The following is a 20,821-nucleotide window of genomic DNA, read 5'->3' as shown; positions in this document are numbered from 1 at the left end:
CGGGACGGCTTCCCGCCATGGCAGGCTCCCGGACCTCTAGCCTCGGTTTCATGCCGGCCACCAGCATCATCCTCGTCCGCCACGGCCAGTCCGAGGGCAACGTCGCCGCCGAGTCCGCCGAGCGCGAGCAGCTCGAGCGCATCGCCGTGCCGGCGCGGGACCCCGACATCACGCTGTCCGAGCTGGGGCGCGAGCAGGCCGGCGCCGTCGGGCGGTGGCTCGGCGACCTGCCGGAGGACGAGCGGCCACAGATCGCCTGGACCAGCCCGTACCGCCGGGCCCGGGAGACGGCCGAGATCGCCCTCGACGTCATGGGGGACCGCCTGACCTTCCGGGTGGACGAGCGGCTGCGCGACCGCGACATGGGGATCACCGACATGCTCACCGGGGCGGGCATCCGGGCCGCGCACCCGGAGGAGTCGGAGCGGCGCGCGTGGCTCGGGAAGTTCTACTACCGGCCTCCGGGCGGCGAGTCGTGGGCCGACGTCGCCCAGCGGGTGCGGGCGGTCCTCACCGACATCGCGAACACGGAGCGTCACGACCGGGTGCTCGTCACCGCCCACGACGTCGTCATCCTGCTGTTCACGTACGTCGCCGAGGGCCTCGACGAGGAGGCGGTGCTCGAGCGCGCGCGCACCGACGGCCTGAAGAACGCCGCGATCTGCCGCCTGCACCGCGACGAGGAGTCACCCACCGGCTGGGTCGTCTCCGACTACAACATCGACACCCACCTCCGTGACCTCGGCGTCGAGGTCACCTCGCAGCCGGGCGCCTCGGACGAGGTCGGTGCGGGCCGTGGGTGAGGTCCCGGAGGGAGCTGTGGGCGGCACCCGGCGGGCTCCCCGCCTCGTCACGCCGCACGTCCTCGAGCAGTGGCCGCTGCCGGAGCCGAGCGGCTCCAAGTACAGCCGCGGGCAGGCCCTCGTCGTGGGCGGCGCGCGGTCGACCCCGGGTGGCGTGCTCCTCGCGGGTCAGTCGGCACTGCGCATGGGCTCGGGGCGCCTCAGCGTCGCGGTGGCCGAGAGCGTCGCCCGGCACGTGGCCGTCGCCCTGCCCGAGTGCGGCGCGACCGGGCTCGCCGAGGACGGACGCGGGTCGGTGACCGGGGTCGGCGCCGGAGCAGCGCTCGCCAGGGAGCTGGCGCGGGCGGACGGGCTGCTGCTCGGTCCCGGCCTCGACGACGCGGACGGCACCGCCCGGCTGCTCGCCGAGGTCGTGCAGGAGCTGCCGGCGGACACGCCGGTCATCCTCGACGCCTACGGTGTCACCGTGCTGCCCGACGTGGGAGCGGACACGAGTCGCGCCCTCCGCGACCGGCTCGTCGTCACGCCCAACACCGCGGAGCTGGCGTTCCTCCTCGGTGAGGACGAGCTCGACGCCGAGGACGTCGTCGCGGGAGCCCTCGAGGCTTCGCGCCGGTTCGGCGCGGTCGTCGGCTGCGACACCTGGGTCGTGGCCGACCGGCGGATCTGGCAGATCACGACCGGGGACACGGGACTGGGCACGTCCGGGAGCGGCGACGTGGTCGCCGGCGCGACGCTGGGTCTCCTCAGCCGTGGGGCCACGCCGCTGCAGGCGCTCGTCTGGGGCAAGTACGTCCATGCGGCGGCGGGGGACGACCTCGTCATGACCCACGGGCGGGTCGGCTACCTCGCGAGCGAGCTCGCGGGCCACCTGCCGCGGGTGCTCAGGTCCCTGCGGGGGAACTGACCGAGCGCCTGCGGTGCGGCGAGACGGTCACGTCAGGTCGTGCTCGAAGGCGTACGCGGTCGCCGCCGTCCGCGACGTCACCCCCGTCTTGGCGAAGATGTTGCTGAGGTGCCGCGCCACGGTCTTCTGGCTGAGGAACAGCGCGTCGGCGATCTGCGGGTTGCTGCGCCCGGTCGCCACGAGGCGCAGGACCTCGGCCTCGCGGGCGGTCAGACCGTCGGGGAGGCCGCCGCCGAGCAGCTTCCCGACCTCATGCCGGTCGGGGTGCGCCCCGAGCTCGGCGAACGTCCGCAGGGCGACACGGAGGTCGGACTCGGCCGAGGCCTCGTCCCCCAGGGCGCGAAGCGCCATCCCGATGTGGGCGCGGGCCACCGCCGCGTCGTAGCGGCAACCGAGGTCGATCCACACCTTCCAGGACCGACGGAGGTGGGTGAGCGCGCGGCCCGGGTCGTCACTGGCGAGCGCGACGAGGCCAGCGGCATACGACGCCTTGGCGGTGACGGCGTCGCACCCGAAGGTGCCGGCGATGCCGAGGAACTCGTCCGCCAGCACCTGGGCGTCGTCGGCCTCGCCACCGGCGATGAGGATCTGTACCGCCGCAGCGAGCCGTCGTGAGCGCGTCACCGGATCGTGGGCCTCGTCGAGCATCCGGTGCGCCGACGCGACGGCGGGAGCGATCCTCCCGTGCGCCAGCAGGAGGAGCGACCGGCCCGGTTGTGGGTCGTGCCCGTGCGAGGCGGCGACGTCGTAGGCGGCCTCTGCACCATCGAGGTCACCCATGATGCGCAGCACCTCTCCTTGCTCGTACGTCGCCAGCCCCTGAGCCGGGTCCATGCCGTCGTCCCGGTAGCGCTCGACCGCGAGGGCGAGCTCGTCCAGGGCCTCGGCGAACGAGCCGTGGGCCGACAGGATCTGGCCACGGTGCACGGCGCACTGACCCGTGAAGGGGACCAGGCCGGACTGGTCGTCGCACCAGCGGGTCAGCGCGGCCGTCCACTCGCTCATCCGTGGGTAGTCGCCGATCTCCTGGCAGCCCTCGATCATGACGCAGTAGACCAGGCCGGCCACGATCGGCGAGACCTCGTCCGCGGTCAGTGCGACCATCGCCTCGTCGAGGAGGAGGAGCCCCTCGGCCACCTGTCCCGTGGAGAACAACAGTCGGCCGGTGCTCGCCCGAGCGAACGTCGCGAGGTCGACGTCCCGTGCCCTGCCGGCGATCTCTCCGATCCGCTGGCAGGTGCGCAGGGCGCCGTCGAGGTCACCGCTCCCGAGGCAGCGGTACATCTCGTGGATGAGGAGGTAGCCCCGCTCGAGAGCATCCGCGGGCTCGCCCTCGAGCAGCCGGTGCGCGCGGGCCACCCACCCGGCACCGACGGACGGCTCGCCGCGGGTGCTGTGGATGACTCCGATCCAGTGGGCGTCGCGGGCTGCGCCGCTCCTGTCGCCGGCCGCCACGGAGAGCGTGAAGGACCGCTGGAGCGCTCGGACCGCGCCCTCGCGGTCACCGGTGAGGTATGCCGCCGAGCTCAGGTGGCGGAGGTCGTCCGCCGGGAGGTCGGCCGGGTCGACCCGCGCGTAGAGCTCGCACGCAGCCGTCCAGTCGCGGCGTGCGATGGCTGACCGCCCGAGGGTGAGTGCGTCGGCGTCCATCGCTCCTCCGGATTCGACTGTACTCGCGCCCCGCCTCGCCGGTCCGGGCCCGGACGGCGGCCGGCGAGGTGGCGCACGACCGTCTCGGCGTCGTGGCGAGCACCGTTGATGAGCATCGACCGTGCGGAGGTCTGGAAGCCCAGTCCCATGAAGTAGAGGCCGGGTGCGTCAGCGACCACTCCTGCCATCTCGCGGGGCCACCCGTGCTCGTCGAAGATGTCGAGGTCGACCCAGTTGTAGGCCTGTCTGAAGCCGGTGCACCAGATGACCGTCCGCACGTCGACCGGACCACGGTGGGCGAGGACCGGCCTGCCGTCCACCACCCCCGTGACCCTGCCCCGGACCCAGTCGACGTGGCGCTGCGCGAGGTCCTTCTCCTGCACCCGCAGCCGCGGGCCGCCGCCGAACCGGAAGTGCTCCATCTGCTTGCGCCCCAACGGGTTCCGCCGGGTCAGGACGTGGCCGAAGGCGAAGAGCATCAGCGGCATGACGACCTTGAGCAGGGGCGAGGTGAACGGCACCGGGATCTGGCCGGTGTCGCGGCCCGCCAACGTCGTCGGGCGGGTCGTGGCGACCTCGTACGCGATGTCGCAGCCCGAGTGGGAGGCGCCGACGACGAGGACCGGACCGGGCGGGAGGTCGCCCGGACGGCGGTACTCGCTCGAGTGGAGCTGGACGGTCGACGGGTCGAGCTGATCGGCGAAGTCGGGGACGGCCGGTGTTCGCCCGAAGGTGCCCGTCGCGATGACGACGTTGCGGGAGTGAAGGTCCCCATGCTCGGTCGTGACGACGTAGCCGCGGTTGGTGCCGTCGACGGCCGGTGCGCTGGCGACACGGGCGACGGGGGTACCGAGCCGGACCGGCAGGGCGAGCTCGGCGGCATACGACTCCAGGTAGTCGGCGAACTCGTCCTTGGTCGGGAACGACCACCGGGGTCCCGGGAACCTCATCCCCGGCAGGGAGTCCACGGCGGCCGGCGTGAAGATCCGGAGGCTGTCCCACTGGCGGCGCCAGCCGTCGCCGACGCGTTCCTCGGAGTCGAGGATGACGAACGCGCGACCGCGTCGCTGGAGGTGGTAGCCGGTGGCCAGACCGGCCTGTCCGGCGCCGATGATCACGGTGTCGATGTGTTCGGTTCGCATGGTGCTCTCCCGGGAGCGAAGCGCAGGCTCCAGAGGAGCATCAGCGCGGAGGACACGACGTAGAAGGTGTGCAGCATCCAGATCGGGCCCGGCGGGAGGCTGAAGACGTAGAACGAGTAGACGAGGTTCCCGAGGTTGGCCAGGACGAGGTTGCTGCGGCTGTAGGACCTGAGGTCCCTGGTGCGGCGGGCCTTCCCCAGCATCGGCAGCGCGCTGGCGGCGAACACGATCGTCGCGACGGTGCCTGCGAGGAGTGGGAGGGAGGTGCCCATGCCGCCGACGCTAGGTTCCGCGGTCCGGCCGCCGCGTCGGGCGAACCACCCATTGTCGGAAGTGAGCGATGGGTCAGGTGACCCACCGTGCGCTCCCGGGCATTTCCCCCGGTCCAGCCCGCAGACTGGGCCCATGACCCGCACCGGCAGGACCGTCCTCGTCACCGGCGCCTCGAGCGGGATCGGGCGGGCGACCGCGCTGCAGCTCGCCGAGGAGGGGGCGAACCTCGTCCTCCTCGCCCGGTCCGGCCAGGTGCTCGACACCGTCCGGCAGGAGTGCGAGGCGCGCGGTGGGCACGCCATCGTCACCGTGGCCGACGTCGGCGACCCCGCGTCGCTGGCGGCCGCCTTCGACACGGGCCGGGAGCGGTTCGGTCCCCTCGACGGGGTCGTGCACTCAGCGGCGGCCCTCGCCTACGGGCGCTTCGAGGACGTGCCCGCCGAGGTGTTCGACGCCTCGATCCACACGACCCTCACCGGGACCGCGAACGTGGCCCGGGTCGCCCTCCAGTCGTTCACGGCCAGTGGGCGCGGCAGCCTCGTCGTCATCGGGTCGCTCCTGGGCAAGATCAGCACGCCGTGGATGAGCTCCTACGTCACGGCCAAGTGGGGCGTGCACGGACTCGTGCGCACCCTGCAGCTCGAGGCCCACAGCACCCCCGGCATCGACATCAGCCTCGTCTGGCCGGGTGGCGTGGACACGCCCGTCTACCTCCAGGCGGGGACCTACCTCGAGCGCCACGGCCGGCCGCCGCCGCCGGTCGACTCCCCGGAGAAGGTCGCCCGCGCCGCGATCCGCGCCCTCGGTCGCCCGCGCCGCGAGGTCTCGGTCGGGCCGGCCAACCACCTCGTCGTCACCGGCTTCCGCATGGCACCCGCGGTGTTCGACCGGATCGTCACCCCGCTCATGCGGGTCGGGGGGCTCTCGCGCGGCGAGGTCGCGAACTCGCCCGGCAACGTGCTGGCGCCCCTCCCTGAGGGTGAGGCGCTGCACGGGCGCTGGGGCAGACACTGGCTGCGTGGCGCCGCACTCACAGGCGTCACCGTCGGCGTGGCCGCACTCGGCCGCGCACACCGACAGAGGAGCTGACCCATGGACCAGAACGACGGAGTCGTCACCGTGACCCGCGACGTCGACGCACCCGACCGGGCGGTGTGGGACGTGCTCGCCGACGGGTGGTCGTACGCGACCTGGGTCGTCGGCGCATCCCGGGTGCGTGACGTCGACGACAGCTGGCCCGCGCCGGACGCGCGGATCCACCACTCGTTCGGCGTCTGGCCCCTGCTCCTCAACGACACCACACGCGTGGAGCACTCGGTCGAGCCCTCCGCGCTCGTGCTCACGGCACGCGGGTGGCCGGCCGGTGAGGCGAGGGTCTCGATCTCGATCACCCCGCGCGGCGAGGGTCGCTGCACGGTGCGGATCGAGGAGGACGCCTCGAGCGGACCTGGGACGCTCATCCCGAAGCCGGCCCGCCAGCTCGCGATCGGGCCGCGCAACGTCGAGGCCCTCAAGCGGCTGGCCTTCCTCGCCGAGGGGCGTCACCGCAACGGCGAACGCCCTCCGGCCTGACCGCACGCGCTGAGAGCACGCGCTGAGAGCACGGGTGCGGTGCGGCGGCGGCGGGGCAGCCCGGGGGCGGTCAGTCGCGAGGGAGCAGCCGGTTCCAGGCCGTCCTCGTCAGGGCCCGGCGCGCCGCGCCGGTGAGGCGGCCGTTGGCACCGAGCGCCGCGCGCGCGGCGTTCCACCCGCACGCGCCGTGCACGCCTCCCCCGGGGTGAGCCGAGGCGCTCGCGAGGTAGAGCCCGGGCACCGGGGTCTCGGGTCGGCCGAGCCCTGCGGTCGGCCGGAAGACGAGCTGCTGGTGCAACCCCGACGTTCCGGCGTTGATGGCGCCGTCGACGAGGTTGGCGTCCTCGCGCTCGAGGTCGGCGGGCGACTGCACGTGGCGGCCGACGCGCGTCCCGCGGAAGCCCGGGGCGACCCGTTCGATGGCGTCCTCGATGCGTTCGACGTGGGCGTCGAGGTGCTCGCCGCTCCAGTCGCCACCGTGCGGGACGTGCGTGTAGGCCCAGGCCGACTCCGTGCCCTCCGGCGACCGCGTCGGGTCCGAGGTCGTCATCTGCCCGAAGAGGATGAACGGCCGCTCGGGCGTGCGACCCACCGACAGGTCGGCGGCGAAGTCGACGAAGCCGTCCGTGTCGACACCGAGGTGCACCGTCCCGGCGCCGCGCGCTTCGTCGTTGCTCCACGGCACGGGGCGGTCCAGGGCCCAGTTGACCTTGATCGTCGGGTTGTCCCACTGGAAGCGGTCGAGGTCGCGCAGGAGCCGGGGCGGGAGCGCCTGCCCGGCGAGGAGGTCGCGGTAGAGCGCCGGGGCCGGGACGTCGGCGAGCACACCCCGCCGCGCGGTCACGGTCCGGCCGTCGGCCAGGCGCACCCCGCTGGCGCGGCCGTGCCCGACGGTGACGGCCGTGACTGCCGTCCCCGTGACGAACCGCGCACCCCTGCTCTCCGCCCGGCGACGCAGCGACTGCGCCAGCTCTCCCGCGCCGCCCTCGGGCACGGGGAAGCCGACGTCCTGGCCGAGCATGCACAGCAGCCAGCCGAACATGCCGCTCCCGGCGGCGTCGGGCGGGACGTCGCTGTGCATCGCGTTGCCGGTGAGGAGCAGGCCGGCTCCGGGGCCGGTGAACCGTTCCTGCGCGAGCCGGCGGACGGGGGTCACGGCCAGCCGGGCGAAGTCGAGACCGTCGGCCACCCCGAGGCGGCGGAGCATGCGGGTCGCGGACACCACCGGCGGGAACGGGGTGAACAGGGCGTCCAGCAAGGGGTCGCGGATGCGGTCCCACCCGTGGACGAGCTCGAGCCAGGCGTCACCGTCGCCGGCACCCTGCTCCTCGAGCCCGGTCGCGGTCCCGTCGGCGTCGTCGCGCAGGACCGCGGCGCTGCCGTCGTCGAGGGCGTGCGCGAGCACGTGCGGCGCCCTCCGCCAGACCAGGCCGTGCTGCTCGAGGTGCAGGTCGCGGATGATCGGGCTGGCCGCCGCCAGGGGGTAGAACGCACTGAACAGGTCGCTGACGTAGCCCGGGGCCGTCACCTCCGCGCTGCGGACGGCACCGCCCACCTCGTCGTTGGCCTCGACGACCACGACGTCCCAGTCCGCGTCGACGAGCGCGTTGGCGGCGACGAGGCCGTTCGGTCCCGCCCCGACCACCACCGCGTCCGCCGTGCCCATCGAGGTCATCGTCGGGTGCCCCGTCCTGTCCGTCGGCCGTCCGCTGTCAGAGCGTGACGACGCCGCTGCTGTCGTCGTCCTCGTCCTGCGCCTTGTCGTCGGTCACGAGACCCTTGACGAGCTGGACGAGCAGGGCGGCCTTGCCCGGCGACTCCCAGTACTCGGCCGTGTCGGCCGTGACCTCGATGAGCCCGTTGTTCGGGGTCTGGGCGTCACCCTTCATCCAGGCCGAGACCGAGGGGTCCCACAGCTCCTCGAGCTTGGCGCGGTCCTCGCTGATGACGGCGTTGCCCGCGAGCGAGACCCAGCCGGTGTCACTGGCGTACGCGACGTTGACGGCGGGGCGCTGGCGGATCGCGGCGACCTTGTCGGTGTCGAGCTCGGTGATGAACCACACGGTGCTCGGGTCCTCGAAGTCCTGGGTGCCCATGGGCGTGGACACGAGGCGACCGGCGTCGTCGACATAGGTCAGGGTCGCGATCCGGGTCTCCTTCATGATCTCGGCGATGAGGTCCCGGGGGGTCGTGTCAGCCATCTCGTGCTTCCTCTCGTGCGGAACTGCGGGGCGTGGGGGTGATGAGGACGACCGTGTCGCGGTAGGTCAGGCCCTTGCTCCGGGTGGCCAGTCCCCCGACGACGGCGAAGAGCGCGCACTGCCATCCGTACTTCGCGCGGATGGCGCCCTGCACCTCGTCGAAGTCCCGACCGGACTGCACCATCTGCGCCGTGGCCTCGACCGGCTCCGTGCCCGGCGTCGGCGTGCCGGTCCGGCTGCACGGCTGGAGGGTCACCCGGGGCGTGTGCCGCAGCCTCTTGGTCTTGCCGGTCCCCATCGTCGTGTAGAAGCCGACGCGCGCCTCGTCCGCCAGGCGGCTGATCCACACCGGGGTCGGCACACCCTCCCCACCTCGCCGGAACGTCGTGAGCAGCACGAAGTCCTCGGCGCCGAGCGTGGCGGCGCTCGCAGCGCTCGCGGCGCTGGTGGCGGTGGTCACCGGCCGACGCGGGTGAGGGCGGCGGTCATGTCGCGGACGGTGTCGTCGGCGACCTTCTTGAAGACGAGCTGCATGAGAGGGTCGGCGAAGCGCGCCACGCCCTTGAACGTGATCGTCGCCTCGTAACGGATCCGGCTCCGGCCACCGTCAAGGGAGGTCACCGTGATGTCGTCGGTCGAGTCGGCGGTGTCGTTGACCCCGTGGAGGACCACGTGGTCCGGCTGCAGCGTCACGAGCTCGTACTGGAGCTGCGTCTCGCGGCCGAGCACCTTGCTCGTGTTGGTCCACGTCGCACCGGGGAGCGCGGGCGCCGACGGGTCGCCGTTGCGCACGCACGACACCGTCCCGGGGTCCCATTCGACGGCGTTGGCGAAGTCGGCCAGGTAGGCGACGGCGTCGTCCTGCGGGCAGGGGACGTCGAACTCTCGGACGATGTTGACCATCGGTGCTCCTCGGGGTTGGTCCTGCCACCGTAAGCCATTTTTCTGGCTCCCCACCTGCGGCGACGTCGCCGGACTCGGCGCCTCGGCGCCTCACCCCAAGGGAGGGGGCACGAGCCCGCGGACGGGCGTAGCGTCGAGAAGACGACCGCGTGCTCGCGGGTCGGTCGGCTCCCGGGCACTCACGCCGACGAGGGAGCACTGGATGCCGACGAAGAAGCAGAAGCCCGCCGCACGAGCCACGTCACGGGCGACGAAGGACGCGCCGCAGGACCACATCGGCAACGGCGGGGAGCTGCACCAGGTGGCCGGAGGCGACAGCCCCGTCCTCACCACCGCCCACGGCGCGCCGGTCCAGGACGACAACAACTCGCTGCGCGCCGGCGACCGCGGGCCCACCCTGCTCGAGGACCACGCGTTCCGCGAGAAGATCTTCCACTTCGACCACGAGCGCATCCCCGAGCGCGTCGTCCACGCACGCGGCTACGGGGCCCACGGGGTCTTCGAGTGCCACGAGTCGCTCTCCGACCTCACCCGGGCGAGCGTCTTCGCCGAGGCGGGCAAGCAGACCGAGACGTTCGTCCGCTTCTCCACCGTCGCCGGCAACCTCGGCTCCTTCGACCTCGCCCGCGACGTGCGCGGCTTCGCGACGAAGTTCTACACCGACGAGGGCAACTGGGACCTCGTGGGCAACAACATCCCGGTCTTCTTCATCCAGGACGCCGTGAAGTTCCCCGACCTCGTCCACTCGGTCAAGGAGGAGCCCGATCGCGGCTTCCCGCAGGCCCAGTCGGCGCACGACACGTTCTGGGACTTCGCCTCCCTCATGCCCGAGTCCACGCACATGACGCTGTGGCAGATGTCCGACCGGGCCATCCCGCGCTCGTTCCGGATGATGGAGGGCTTCGGCGTCCACACCTTCCGCTTCGTCAACGCCGCCGGTGAGGGCACCTTCGTCAAGTTCCACTGGAAGCCCGTCCTCGGCATGCAGTCGGTCGTCTGGAACGAGGCCGTGAAGATCAACGGGGCCGACCCCGACTTCCACCGCCGCGACCTCTTCGACGCCATCACCGCCGGCGACTTCCCCCAGTGGGAGCTCGGCGTCCAGGTCTTCGACGACGCCTTCGCCGACGCGTTCGACTTCGACGTCCTCGACGCGACGAAGATCGTGCCCGAGGAGCTCGTCCCGGTGCGCACGGTCGGCACGATGACGCTGAACCGCGTCGTGGACAACGTCTTCGCCGAGATCGAGCAGGTCGCGTTCATGACGCAGAACGTGCCCCCGGGCATCGACTTCACCAACGACCCGCTGCTCCAGGGCCGCAACTTCTCCTACCTCGACACCCAGCTCAAGCGACTCGGCAGCACGAACTTCAGCCAGCTCCCGGTCAACGCGCCGCGCTGCCCGGTGGCGCACTTCCAGCGGGACGGGCACATGCAGACGTCCACGCAGCCGGGGCGGGCGGCATACGAGCCCAACTCCTTCACCGGCAGCGACCGCGGGCCGCGCGAAGCCGGCCCGGACGGGCACGTGCCCTTCCCCGAGCAGGTCGAGGGGCCCACCCGGCGCATCCGCGCCGCGTCCTTCCGGGACCACTACAGCCAGGCCCGTCAGTTCTTCCTCAGCCAGACCGACGTCGAGCAGGGCCACATCGTCGCGGCCTACGTCTTCGAGCTCGGCAAGTGCGAGATCCCGGCCATCCGCGCGCGGATGGTCGCCAACCTGCGCAACGTCGACGAGTCACTCGCTGCTCGCGTGGCCGACGGACTGGGTATGCCGCTCCCTGCGGCGTCCGAGGCCGCCGCACCGCTCGTGGAGACCGAGCCCTCCCCCGCCCTGAGCATCCTCGGGAACGCCAAGGAGACCTTCGAGGGGCGCAAGCTCGGCCTGCTCGTCGGCGACGGCGCCGACGCGGCCGCGGTCAAGCGCGTCCAGAAGGGCGTGACGAAGGCGGGCGGGACCGTCGAGGTCATCGCGGCCAAGGTCGGCGGCGCCACCCTCTCCGACGGCACGCTCCTCGAGGCGAAGCAGGCCGTCGCCGGAGCCCCGTCGGTGCTCTACGACACGGTGGTCGTCCTCACCGGGCCCGCCGGCGGTCAGGCCCTCGCCGACGAGCCCGCCGCGCGTGACTTCCTCACCGACGCGTTCACGCACTACAAGGTGATCGGTCTCGGCGGGTCCACCGACGCGCTCGTCGACGCGGCCGGCCTGGCCGGGAAGCTCGACGACGCGTGCCTGGCCGTGGGCACCGCGGCCGGGGCGACGGCATACGTCGCCCGTATCGCCGGTCCGCGCCAGTGGTCACGCGACCTGTCCGCCTGACCCCTCCGCCCGTCCCCACAGCAAGGAGCACCACCCCATGAAGGCACTCACCTGGCAGGGCAAGAAGGACCTCCGCGTCGAGGAGGTCCCCGACCCCCGCATCGAGCAGCCCACGGACGCCGTCATCAAGGTGACGTCGACGGCGATCTGCGGCTCCGACCTGCACCTCTACGACCCGCTCGGCCCGTTCCTCGCGCCCGGCGACGTCCTCGGCCACGAGACCATGGGCGTGGTCGAGGAGGTCGGCTCGGAGGTCACCCACATCAAGCCCGGCGACCGGGTCGTCATCCCGTTCAACATCTCCTGCGGCCACTGCTGGATGTGCGAGCGCGGCCTCATGGCCCAGTGCGAGACCACCCAGGTGCGTGCGCAGGGCAAGGGCGCCGCCCTCTTCGGCTACACCGAGCTCTACGGGTCGGTCCCCGGCGGCCAGGCGGAGTACCTCCGGGTGCCGCAGGCGCAGTTCGGGCCGATCCCGGTGCCCGAGGGCGTCGCCGACGAGCGCTTCCTCTACCTCTCCGACATCCTTCCCACCGCGTGGCAGGGCGTCGAGTACGCCGAGGTCCCGGAGGGCGGCACGCTCGCCGTGTTCGGGCTAGGCCCGGTCGGACTCCTCGCGGTCGCCATCGGCGTCCACCGAGGGCTGCGGGTCATCGGCGTCGACAACGTGCCGGAGCGCATGGCCAAGGCGGAGGGGTACGGCGCGACCGTCGTCCGCTCCGACCTCGACGACGTGCCCGGCGCGATCCGCGACCTCACCGACGGGCGTGGTGCCGACGGCGGCCTCGACGCCGTCGGCATGGAGGCGCACGGCAGCCCGGTGGCGGAGGCGGCGATCAAGACGGTGGGCTTCGTCCCCGACAGGCTCGCCAAGCCGATGATGGAGAAGGTCGGCATCGACCGGCTCGCGGCGCTGCGCGCGACCATCGGTGCGGTGCGACGCGGCGGGACGGTCTCCATCAGCGGGGTCTACGGCGGCATGGCCGACCCGATGCCGATGATGGAGATGTTCGACAAGGGCCTGTCGATCCGGATGGGCCAGTGCCACGTCAAGCGCTGGGTCGACGACATCATCCCCGTCGTCCTCGAGGACGGGGACCCGCTCGGCCTCGAGACCCTGGCGACCCACCGGCTGCCCCTCGCGGACGCCCCCGCCGCCTACTCCATGTTCCAGAAGAAGGAGGACGGCTGCATCAAGGTGGTCCTCAAGCCATGACGGCCGTCGCACTGGTCGCGGGCGCGTCCCGTGGGCTCGGGCTGCTCATCGGCGCCGAGCTGGTGGCTCGCGGGTACCGGGTCCACGGGTGCGCGCGTGACCGTGCCGAGGTCGACCGGGCCGAGCACCTCGTCAACAGCGGCGAGGTGGGGCCGCGGGCCGAGGACCGGACCACGGGAGACCCGGCGGGTTCCGTGCGGGGCGAGTTCGTCGGCCACGTGTGCGACGTCGCGGACGCCGAGGCGGTGACGGCCTGGGTCGAGGACGTGCGCGCGGCCGAGGGCCGGATCGACGTCGCGATCCACGTCGCCGGGATCATCCAGGTCGGCCCCGTGGAGTCGACCACCCTGGGCCACTTCCGCGCGGCCATCGACACGATGCTGCTCGGACCCGTCCACCTCTGCCTCGCCGTGCTGCCGACGATGCTCGACGCCGGCGCCGGACGGATCGGCGTGGTCAGCTCGGTCGGCGGCGTCGTCTCGGTGCCGCACCTGCTGCCCTACTCGGTCGCGAAGTTCGGCGCGGTCGGGCTGACCGAGGGGCTCCAGGCCGAGCTCAGCGGCACCGGGGTCACCGCGACGACGATCGTCCCCGGCCTCATGCGGACGGGCGGGCACGTCCACGCCCAGTTCGTCGGCGACGCCGCGAAGGACTACGCCTGGTTCGCTCCCGGTGCGTCGCTCCCGCTGCTGTCGGTCTCCGCCGAGCGGGCGGCCCGGCGGATCGTCGACGCCGTGCTCGCGGGCCGCTCCCAGGTCGAGCTCACTCCCCTGACGTGGGTCGGGCGGCGGGTGCACGGGCTCTTCCCGGGCCCGACCTCGCGCCTGCTGGGCCTCGTGGCGAGAGCCCTGCCGAGCGGCGACGGGCGCGCGCCCTCGATGAGTGCCGACACCGGGCACGTCGAGGGGGGCGACGCGCGACGCACGCTCGGGTCCCGCGTCGTCGACGGCCTCAGCGTGCTGGGCGACCGGGCCGCGCACCGTCTCAACGAGACGGGAGGGCGCGACGGGTAGTCAGCCGTCGCGCTCGCGGACCTCCGGGGCCGAGGACGAGCCGACCGTCGTCTTCTCGGCGGGCGTCGGCGGCAGGAGCACGCGCATGCGGGTCGGGGCCATGCCGTGGTCGATGCCCCAGAGCACGGCCTGGCTGCGCGTCGTGACACCCATCGTCCGGTACGCGGAGCGGATGTAGGACTTCACCGAGTTGATGCTCAGGTAGGTCCTCTCGGCGATCTCGTTGTTGCTCAGCCCCGAGGTGACCAGGGCGATGATCTCCGACTCGCGCGGCGTGAGGCCGTGGTCGCGTCCCGGCCAGGACTGGCTGGCCATGACCGGCTCGTCGGGGACCGTGGCGAGGTGGGGAGCGCCCTCGTGGACCTTGACCAGGGCCGCGGCGAGGCTGGCACCGTCGAGGGACTTCGGCAGAGCGGAGTGGACGCCGCGGGCACGCGCGGTGACGACGAGCTCCTCCGTCAGCACCCACGTGTAGAGGACGAGCCGACCGATCCGGGGGCTCTGGGCGAGGTCGTCGAGGTCGGGCTCGTCCAGGCTCGTGTGGGTGAACGTGTCGTACAGCGCGACGTCGACCGGGCTGACGGGCATGAGGTCGGCGTCGAGCTCGACCACCCGGACGAGGTCCGCGTAGGGCGTGAGCATGGACGCGACACCCCGCACGATGAGCTCGTGGTCGTTGACCACCGCCACACTGACGGGGCGATCGCGGGCGGGGCTCATGGGTGAACGCTACCGTCAGGCACCGCCGCCTCCTGCCCGGTCCGGGAGGACGATGAGACGAGAGCCCTCCAGACGGAGCAGCCCGCGCCGCTCGAACTCGTCCAGCCAGCCCCGCATCGGCCACTCGCCCCACCGCTCGTGGAAGGTGGTGGCGTTGCGCACGATGTCCTCGAGGTGGCCCACGGGGGGGTGCGAGACGGGGTGGAACTGGTGGTACGCGTCGGCCCCGCCGACCCAGACGAGGTCCACCCCGCGCGCACGAGCGACCCGGCCGAGGTCGGTGTCCTCGGCCCCGTACCCGACGTAGCCCTCGTGGAAGCCGCCGAGCGTGCGCCACGTGCTCGCGGTCACGGCACAGCTGAGCGACCAGAAGAGGTCGTGGTCGCCACCGCGCACGAGCTCCCCGGGGGGCGGGTCGGGACGGGCGGCGTGGGGGGCCCGGAGCGCGGTGAGGTCGTGCGGGTCCTCCGGGACCCGGACGCCCTCGCGGAGGTAGGTGACCGGGCCGGCGAGCAGCGCGTCGGGAGCGCGCTCCGCAGCCCGCCGGTAGGCGTCGACGAGTCCGGGCCCGGGGACGCAGTCGACGTCGAGCAGGACGACCAGCTCGGCGCCGGCGGCGAGCGCGGTCTGGACGCCCGTGTTGCGCGCCTTCGCCAGCGGCAGCCCTCGGGGGTCGTCGTCGACGTGCACCACCGTGGTGCGGTCGTCCGGGCCGACCACCGCGTCGATCGCTGCGTCCCCCATCGCGACGACGACGTGCGGCGTCCCCGGGGCGAGCGACCGCAGGACACGACGCTGCTCGCGGAGGTGGTCGTGGCGCCCCTTGACGATCGTCACCACGGTGGCGCGGTCAGACACCCGCGACCACCTCGACGAGCGAGGCCGCCCGCGACGCCGCACCCTCGCAGCCCCACGTGCTCCAGCCCTCACCGCCGTGCGTGCGGGCCCGCTGGACGAGCTCGCCCCACCGGGCACCCGGCACGTCGTCGCGCTGCACGACCTGGGCGATCCCGGAGCTCGCGAGCACCGCACCCATGTGGCGCTGCTCGTCGAAGGGCCGGCTCTGCGGGAGGACGACGGCCGGGAGTCCCCAGCCGGCGACGTCCGCGATGGCGTTCTGGCCGGCGTGGGTGACGACGACGTCCGAGTGGGCGAGGTGGTCCTGCACGTCGTTGACCCACGCCCCGCCCCCGACCACGGTCCAGTCGATGTCGGGAACGGCGCCGGTGATGCGGTCCGGCAGGTCCGGGTCGTCGAACCCGTCCGAGCCGGCGAGGACGAGGCCGCGCGCCCGGTGCACCCGCCCGTTCGAGCCGGGGGTGGTCTCGGACGGCGAGGGGACCGGGCTGCGTGCGATCCCCCCGACGGCGACGACGCGTGGGTCGGGTCCGTCCTTGCACGTCGCGTCACGCGACGTGTGCCAGATGTCCTCGGTCGCCCAGGCCGGCCACGGCGCGAGGACCGCGGTGGCCGCGTCGTACGCCGCGGCGTGGGCCGGGTCGGTGCGCGCGCCGGGCTGCGCGACGACGACCACGGGGACGCCCAGCAGCCGCACCATGACCGCCACCTCGCACGACACGTCGACGACGACCACGTCGGGCTCCTCCACCTGGACCCAGCGAGCGATCGTCGTCATGCGCTCGCGAAAGCCGCTGTGCCACAGGGGCGCCCAGTGCATCATCCCGTGCACCGTGACGTCGGCACCGGTCTCGGTGGCCGGTTCCGGCAGCGGGGCGTCCATGGCGAGACGGACCGACGTGACCGGGCCGCGGCGTGCGGCGTCACTCTCGAGTCCCGACCCGAGGAGGGTGACGTCGGCGCCTCGAGCCATCAGCTCGCGGGCGACCACCATCGCGCGGGTGCGGTGACCGGCGCCGTGGTGGTGGACGTACCACCCGACCTTCATGACGGACCCCCGTGGTCGAGGACGAGCTCGCGGTAGAGCGCGGCGTAGTCGTCGACCATCCGGTCGGCGTGGAGGTCGCGGCGTGCGGCTGCGTGGACCTGCCACCGCGGCAGGCGGGCGGCCCGGGTCACGGCCTCACCGAGCAAGTCCGCGACGGCCTCGTCGTCGCCGTCCGCGCTGACGAGCAGTCCGATCTCCGGCGTGACGAACTCCGACAGCCCACCGCGGTCGAGCGCGACGACGGGGGTCCCCCACATCGCGGCCTCGGCCGCGACGAGACCGAAGGGCTCGTCCCACCGGGGCGTGACGAGCGAGACCGCGCTCGCCCGCACGAGCGAGGCGAGCTCTGCGTGCGACAGGTGGCCGACGTGCTCGACGTCGCCGCCCAGCTCCGGGGCGATGACCTCGTCGAACCAGGCCCGGTCGCTCACCGGGCCGGCGAGGCGCAGGCGACGGCCCGCCCGTCGAGCCGCACGGATGGCGAGGTCGGCGCCCTTGTCGGGGGTGAGGCGTCCCGTCCACACGACGTGCTCCCCGCCGGCGCCGGGCCCGAGCCCGTCGTCCTCGACGCCGTTGAGGATGATCCGGGCCGGGACCGGCAGCGTGGTCCAGTCCCCGGCGTTGGCCCGGGACACGCAGACGTAGGCCGACTCCGGGCCGGCGAGCGCCACGCCCAGCTCCATCCACGGGAAGGGCGGGGTGTGCAGGGTGGTCACCACGGGCGTGGCGAGGGCGGCGCTGAACGCGAGCGGCAGGAAGTGCAGGCTCTGGTTGTGGACGACGTCGACGTCGCCCCGGGTGAGCAGGTCCGCCACCGCACCGGTGAACGCGGCGTGGTCGGTGAGGAAGTCCGGCTCGGGCAGCTGGTGGTCCAGGGCCGCGACCTCGCTCAGCGCCGGAAGGTCGACGTAGGGCACGAGCTCGTCCGCGAGGTCCGGGTCGGTGCCGGCGCGGGCATAGAGGCGGACGTGGTGACCCATCCGGCGCAGCCCCCGCGCGAGCAGGGCGGTGTGCGACTCCTGCCCGCCGGCATACGGCTCGGCGATGGGGTGGCGCGACGTCGCCAGCATGGCGATCCGCATCTCAGCCTCCCGTCAGGGCACGGAGGAGGAGGTCGGGCTGCGCGACGGTGAGGGTGGCACCCGGGTGCCTGATCGTGCGGGTGGGGTCGATGCCCGCGACCGGCGTGGCGAACCGCAGGCACACGGCCCGGTCGCCGTTGGTGGCGAAGGTGACGCCCCGGTCGGAGAACGAGAGGTGGGGCGGGCCGGCGGTCTTGAGCCATCCGAACCCTCCGGTGATCTCCGCCCCGACGATGTTGTCGCGAGCGGTCACGAGGCTCCACGGTCCGAAGCGCACCCTCAGCTCCTCGTCCGTGACGTCCACGTGGGCCGTCTCCGGACGGATGCCGAAGACGAGGGCGGGGAGCCGGTACGCGGGAGCGAACGCGAACTCGAAGCGGGTGCTCACCGGCGTCGCCGCAGCGAGGTCGGGCGGTCGAGGAGCCCGGCCACCCCCCGCTGCTGCTCACCGAGGTAGGCGTCCAGCACGAGCAGGCCGCCCGTGGTGAGGGGCGTCGCCCACTGCAGCCAGCGCAGACGCTGCGCGAGCTCACGCGCGCGTCCTCGCGCGGCCGGGTCGTGGTCGGCCTTCTCCCGGGCCTCGCCGAGGCGGGCTCCGTTGACGTATGCCGCACCGCTCGCCGCGAGCGCGGCTCCCGTCAGCGCGGTCTTCGCGACGACCGCGATGGTGGTGGGGGTGTGGCTGAGCGTGCGCCGCCGGTTGTCGGCGAGGATCGCGATGCCGCTGAGCAGGTGCAGACCGATGGCGCCGCCCTGAACCGGGCCCCACGCGGTCCAGCCCCGGTCGGCGATCTCGGAACGCTCCCGGGAGGTGTCCCCCTCCTCCGCGGCCGGGTTGAGCCCGACCGCCCCCATGAGCGAGCCGCCGAACCAGGCCGCGTTGGTCACGAGGTGCAGGGCGCGCACGGAGGTGCTGTATGCCGTCATCCTTCGACCGTAGGTCAGGCCGGCGCGGGGCGGCTCACCCCAAAGGAGGGCCGGGCGCCACTGCGCTGCTCAGCCGACCTCCTGGCGAGGGTGTCCGTCCGCGGCCTCACCCGTGCGGACCTCGGCCTCCAGCGAGGTGAGGTAGTCGGAGAAGCCGCCACGGGCACGGGGGGTGCGCCGCGCCGACGAGGCGACCCGAACCGTGTCCGTGGCGACCCACCGGCCCGTGTGGGCCCGAATCCTGCGGATGAGGTCGACGTCCTCGTCCGTGGCCATCGCGCGGAAGCCGCCGACCTCGAGGTAGGCGCTCCCCCGGAGGCCGAGGTTGGCGCCGTGGACGTGCGGATGGCCCTCGCCGAGGCGGTGGCGGGCGCGCCACTCGCTGAGGACCGACGCGTCGGTGAGCCCGAGCGGCTCCACCGTGCCGACGACGGCGTCATGGGTGTCCGAGAGGGCCAGGTGGCCGGTGAGCCAGTGCGGGGGGACGACGGTGTCGGCGTCGGTGCAGGCGACCCACAGGTCCTCCGGGTCGACGCCTCGGCCCCCGGACACGGCCAGGGCAGCCCGGACACCGGCGTGACGGGCGGCCCCGACGTTGCCGTGCTCCACGGTCAGACGGTGCACCAGGGCGCGGCGGGCCACCTCGGCCGAGCGGTCGAGGCACCGGTCCAGGACGACGGTCACCTCGACGACGAGGTCGGGTCGCGCCTGCCGGAGCGCCACCCGGGCCACCTCGACGCTGTCGAGGCACCGCGGGAGCCGGCGCTCCTCGTTGCGCGCCGGGATGACGACGTGGACGGCCCTGATCATCGCGGCACCGCGTAGGTGTCGACGAGCACGTCGGGCTCGACGTGGGTGAGGCGGGACCAGGAGCCGCAGACGGCGCGCACCTGTGCGTGCACGGCGGGCCCGTCGAGGGGGATGTCGCTCGTGGGGTGCCGCCAGTGGACGAGGACCAGCTCGCCTCCTGGCGCGAGTCGCTCGAGCACCCGGCCCAGGGTGAGCCACAGCTCGACCGGGCGCAGGAAGTAGCCGACCTCCGAGAGGACGACGAGGTCCAGGGGCCCGTCGACCGCGTCGAGGACCGACGGGGCCTCCCCGTGCACCCAGGTGATGCCCCCGGGGGCGTCGCGACGCGCGACGGCGAGCGCCCGCTCGCTCACGTCGACCGCGACGAGCTCGTCCGCCCGCACCGCGAGGGCCCGGGTGAGGACGCCGGTCGAGCACCCGAGGTCGAGGACGCGGCCGTAGTGCTCGTCCCCGAGGACGGCCAGCGTGAGGGCGCGCTTGCGGCGCTCGTACCAGCTGGGGGTGGCCCAGGGGTCGTCGCCGTCGGTGAACATCCCGTCGAAGGCGGCGGCCCGGGCGGACGACGCGCCGTCCCCGCCGAGGTCGTGTCCCGGGAGGACGAGCGCGGTGAAGCCCCGACGGAAGGGCGCGAGCACGGTGTCGCCGAGCAGGGCCTCGTCGCCCACGGCCGGCGACAGCGCGACGAGCTGGCTGTGGTGCTGTGACAGTGCCCGATCGCGCCGGTCGAGCCCCGCGAGCGTGGCGTCCACCACGACCATGTCCGCCCAGGGCAGGGCGTCAGGACGGCCCCAGTGCCACAACCAGACGAGGTAGTGCCCGACGTGGAGCCGCTGCTCGCCGTCGGCACACGACTCGGCGACGGCGGCGACGGCACCGCGGCCGGCAGCGTCGTGGTCCGGGTGACCGTCGGAGGTCCACGGTGCGAGGACGAGCGTCCCCGGCCGAGCGAGGTCGCGCACCGCGGCGACGACCCGGTCGTGGTGCGCGGCCAGCCCACCGTCGGGCAGTCCGGCGTGCACCACTCGGGCGGTCGGGGCAAGGACGGCGGCGGCACGGTCGGCCTCCTCGCCCCGCCGGCGCGCCATCTCGTCCGCGCTCACCGTCGGGGAGTGCGGGTGCGACGCCTCGCCCTCGGTGAGGACGAGCACGGTGACGGCGATCCCGAGAGCGGCCGCGTCGGCGATGAACGCCCCCGCGCCCAGGCACTCGTCGTCGGGGTGGGCCGCCACGACGAGGAGGTGGTCGTGTCCCGCGAGCACGGCGTGCACCGCCGGCGCCGGCACGGCGCCCCAGCGCGGGTCGCGCACCCAGCGCAGCTCGCCCTCGGGGTGGTCGAGGCGGGCACGGCCGGTCATTCGGCCGGGCCGACGAGGAGG

22 protein-coding genes are annotated in these 20,821 nt (G+C 73.5%); 7 read left to right on the top strand and 15 right to left on the bottom strand.

Translation table 11 applies throughout. The features are described 5' to 3' along the window. The first annotated feature begins 50 nt into the window (after window positions 1-50). Together N801_RS04160 and N801_RS04155 are read left to right on the top strand one after the other, a co-directional pair. Complete coding sequence (locus N801_RS04160; protein WP_035933274.1) at window positions 51-803, top strand: histidine phosphatase family protein; 753 nt, start codon at window positions 51-53, stop codon at window positions 801-803. Beyond that, window positions 796-1,710, top strand: a complete 915-nt coding sequence (locus N801_RS04155; protein WP_245618207.1) for an NAD(P)H-hydrate dehydratase — start codon at window positions 796-798, stop codon at window positions 1,708-1,710. The genes N801_RS04160 and N801_RS04155 overlap by 8 nt, the downstream gene beginning before the upstream one ends. A 27-nt stretch (window positions 1,711-1,737) precedes the next feature. Here the strand turns inward: N801_RS04155 and N801_RS21495 are convergent, their stop codons facing one another. From N801_RS21495 to N801_RS04140, 3 genes are all read right to left on the bottom strand, one after another. Further along, on the bottom strand, window positions 1,738-2,061 hold the full coding sequence (locus N801_RS21495; RefSeq protein WP_245618216.1) for a response regulator transcription factor: 324 nt from the start codon (window positions 2,059-2,061) through the stop codon (window positions 1,738-1,740). 1,175 nt (window positions 2,062-3,236) lie between these two features. Further along, window positions 3,237-4,502, bottom strand: coding sequence for a flavin-containing monooxygenase (locus N801_RS04145; RefSeq protein ID WP_084108162.1), 1,266 nt, complete (start codon window positions 4,500-4,502; stop codon window positions 3,237-3,239). Then, window positions 4,475-4,774: a hypothetical protein gene (locus tag N801_RS04140; protein ID WP_035933268.1), complete on the bottom strand. Its 300-nt coding sequence runs from the start codon at window positions 4,772-4,774 to the stop codon at window positions 4,475-4,477. The genes N801_RS04145 and N801_RS04140 overlap by 28 nt, the downstream gene beginning before the upstream one ends. A gap of 133 nt (window positions 4,775-4,907) precedes the next feature. On the opposite strand from N801_RS04140, the gene N801_RS04135 reads away from it, so the two are divergent. Both N801_RS04135 and N801_RS04130 read left to right on the top strand, forming a co-directional pair. Next, window positions 4,908-5,864, top strand: a complete 957-nt coding sequence (locus N801_RS04135; RefSeq protein WP_084108160.1) for an SDR family NAD(P)-dependent oxidoreductase — start codon at window positions 4,908-4,910, stop codon at window positions 5,862-5,864. 3 nt (window positions 5,865-5,867) lie between these two features. Then, window positions 5,868-6,347, top strand: coding sequence for an SRPBCC family protein (locus N801_RS04130; RefSeq protein WP_035933264.1), 480 nt, complete (start codon window positions 5,868-5,870; stop codon window positions 6,345-6,347). A 70-nt stretch (window positions 6,348-6,417) separates the two neighbouring features. On the opposite strand, the gene N801_RS04125 is transcribed toward N801_RS04130, so the two are convergent. The 4 genes from N801_RS04125 to N801_RS04110 are packed head-to-tail and all read right to left on the bottom strand — an operon-like array spanning window position 6,418 to window position 9,451. Continuing rightward, window positions 6,418-8,013, bottom strand: coding sequence for a phytoene desaturase family protein (locus N801_RS04125; protein WP_245618206.1), 1,596 nt, complete (start codon window positions 8,011-8,013; stop codon window positions 6,418-6,420). Between the two features lie 46 nt (window positions 8,014-8,059). After that, window positions 8,060-8,548: a pyridoxamine 5'-phosphate oxidase family protein gene (locus N801_RS04120; RefSeq protein ID WP_035933258.1), complete on the bottom strand. Its 489-nt coding sequence runs from the start codon at window positions 8,546-8,548 to the stop codon at window positions 8,060-8,062. After that, window positions 8,541-9,008 carry a PPOX class F420-dependent oxidoreductase gene (locus tag N801_RS04115; protein ID WP_052112582.1) on the bottom strand — a complete coding sequence of 156 codons (468 nt, stop codon included), beginning with the start codon at window positions 9,006-9,008 and terminating at the stop codon, window positions 8,541-8,543. The genes N801_RS04120 and N801_RS04115 overlap by 8 nt, the downstream gene beginning before the upstream one ends. Then, a complete protein-coding gene (locus tag N801_RS04110; protein WP_035933255.1) occupies window positions 9,005-9,451 on the bottom strand; it encodes an SRPBCC family protein in 447 nt (148 codons plus the stop codon). Before N801_RS04110 ends, N801_RS04115 begins: the two co-directional genes overlap by 4 nt. Before the next feature lie 202 nt (window positions 9,452-9,653). On the opposite strand from N801_RS04110, the gene N801_RS04105 reads away from it, so the two are divergent. From N801_RS04105 to N801_RS04095, 3 genes are read left to right on the top strand one after another with little or no spacing between them, the layout of a single operon-like run. Further along, a complete protein-coding gene (locus N801_RS04105; protein WP_084108158.1) occupies window positions 9,654-11,771 on the top strand; it encodes a catalase in 2,118 nt (705 codons plus the stop codon). Window positions 11,772-11,808: 37 nt separating this feature from the next. After that, the gene (locus tag N801_RS04100) at window positions 11,809-12,987 is read left to right on the top strand and encodes a zinc-dependent alcohol dehydrogenase (RefSeq protein WP_035933250.1); all 1,179 of its coding nucleotides are present in this window, start codon (window positions 11,809-11,811) and stop codon (window positions 12,985-12,987) included. Further along, entirely contained in the window at window positions 12,984-14,000 is a 1,017-nt protein-coding gene (locus N801_RS04095) for an SDR family NAD(P)-dependent oxidoreductase (RefSeq protein WP_035933246.1), read from the top strand. The genes N801_RS04100 and N801_RS04095 overlap by 4 nt, the downstream gene beginning before the upstream one ends. Here N801_RS04095 and N801_RS04090 read toward each other — a convergent pair whose 3' ends face one another. The 8 genes from N801_RS04090 to N801_RS04055 form a co-directional block, all read right to left on the bottom strand. Beyond that, complete coding sequence (locus N801_RS04090; RefSeq protein ID WP_052112581.1) at window positions 14,001-14,720, bottom strand: helix-turn-helix transcriptional regulator; 720 nt, start codon at window positions 14,718-14,720, stop codon at window positions 14,001-14,003. Between the two features lie 15 nt (window positions 14,721-14,735). After that, on the bottom strand, window positions 14,736-15,578 hold the full coding sequence (locus N801_RS04085) for a glycosyltransferase family 2 protein (RefSeq protein ID WP_035933244.1): 843 nt from the start codon (window positions 15,576-15,578) through the stop codon (window positions 14,736-14,738). Continuing rightward, on the bottom strand, window positions 15,571-16,626 hold the full coding sequence (locus tag N801_RS04080) for a glycosyltransferase (RefSeq protein WP_035933241.1): 1,056 nt from the start codon (window positions 16,624-16,626) through the stop codon (window positions 15,571-15,573). Before N801_RS04080 ends, N801_RS04085 begins: the two co-directional genes overlap by 8 nt. After that, a complete protein-coding gene (locus tag N801_RS04075) occupies window positions 16,623-17,708 on the bottom strand; it encodes a glycosyltransferase (protein ID WP_035933238.1) in 1,086 nt (361 codons plus the stop codon). The genes N801_RS04080 and N801_RS04075 overlap by 4 nt, the downstream gene beginning before the upstream one ends. A gap of 1 nt (window position 17,709) precedes the next feature. Beyond that, on the bottom strand, window positions 17,710-18,096 hold the full coding sequence (locus N801_RS04070; protein WP_035933235.1) for a hypothetical protein: 387 nt from the start codon (window positions 18,094-18,096) through the stop codon (window positions 17,710-17,712). Continuing rightward, entirely contained in the window at window positions 18,093-18,635 is a 543-nt protein-coding gene (locus N801_RS04065) for a hypothetical protein (protein WP_035933232.1), read from the bottom strand. The genes N801_RS04070 and N801_RS04065 overlap by 4 nt, the downstream gene beginning before the upstream one ends. Before the next feature lie 69 nt (window positions 18,636-18,704). Beyond that, a complete protein-coding gene (locus N801_RS04060) occupies window positions 18,705-19,445 on the bottom strand; it encodes a glycosyltransferase family 2 protein (RefSeq protein ID WP_035933229.1) in 741 nt (246 codons plus the stop codon). Beyond that, on the bottom strand, window positions 19,442-20,821 hold a 1,380-nt coding region (locus N801_RS04055; RefSeq protein WP_245618205.1), incomplete at its 5' end, for a bifunctional PIG-L family deacetylase/class I SAM-dependent methyltransferase. The genes N801_RS04060 and N801_RS04055, both read right to left, overlap by 4 nt.

It is taken from the genome of Knoellia aerolata DSM 18566 (genome assembly GCF_000768695.1).
Taxonomy (GTDB): domain Bacteria; phylum Actinomycetota; class Actinomycetes; order Actinomycetales; family Dermatophilaceae; genus Knoellia; species Knoellia aerolata.
The sequence above is the reverse complement of the archived record's forward strand: the minus strand, read 5'-3'. Positions and strand labels throughout refer to the sequence as shown.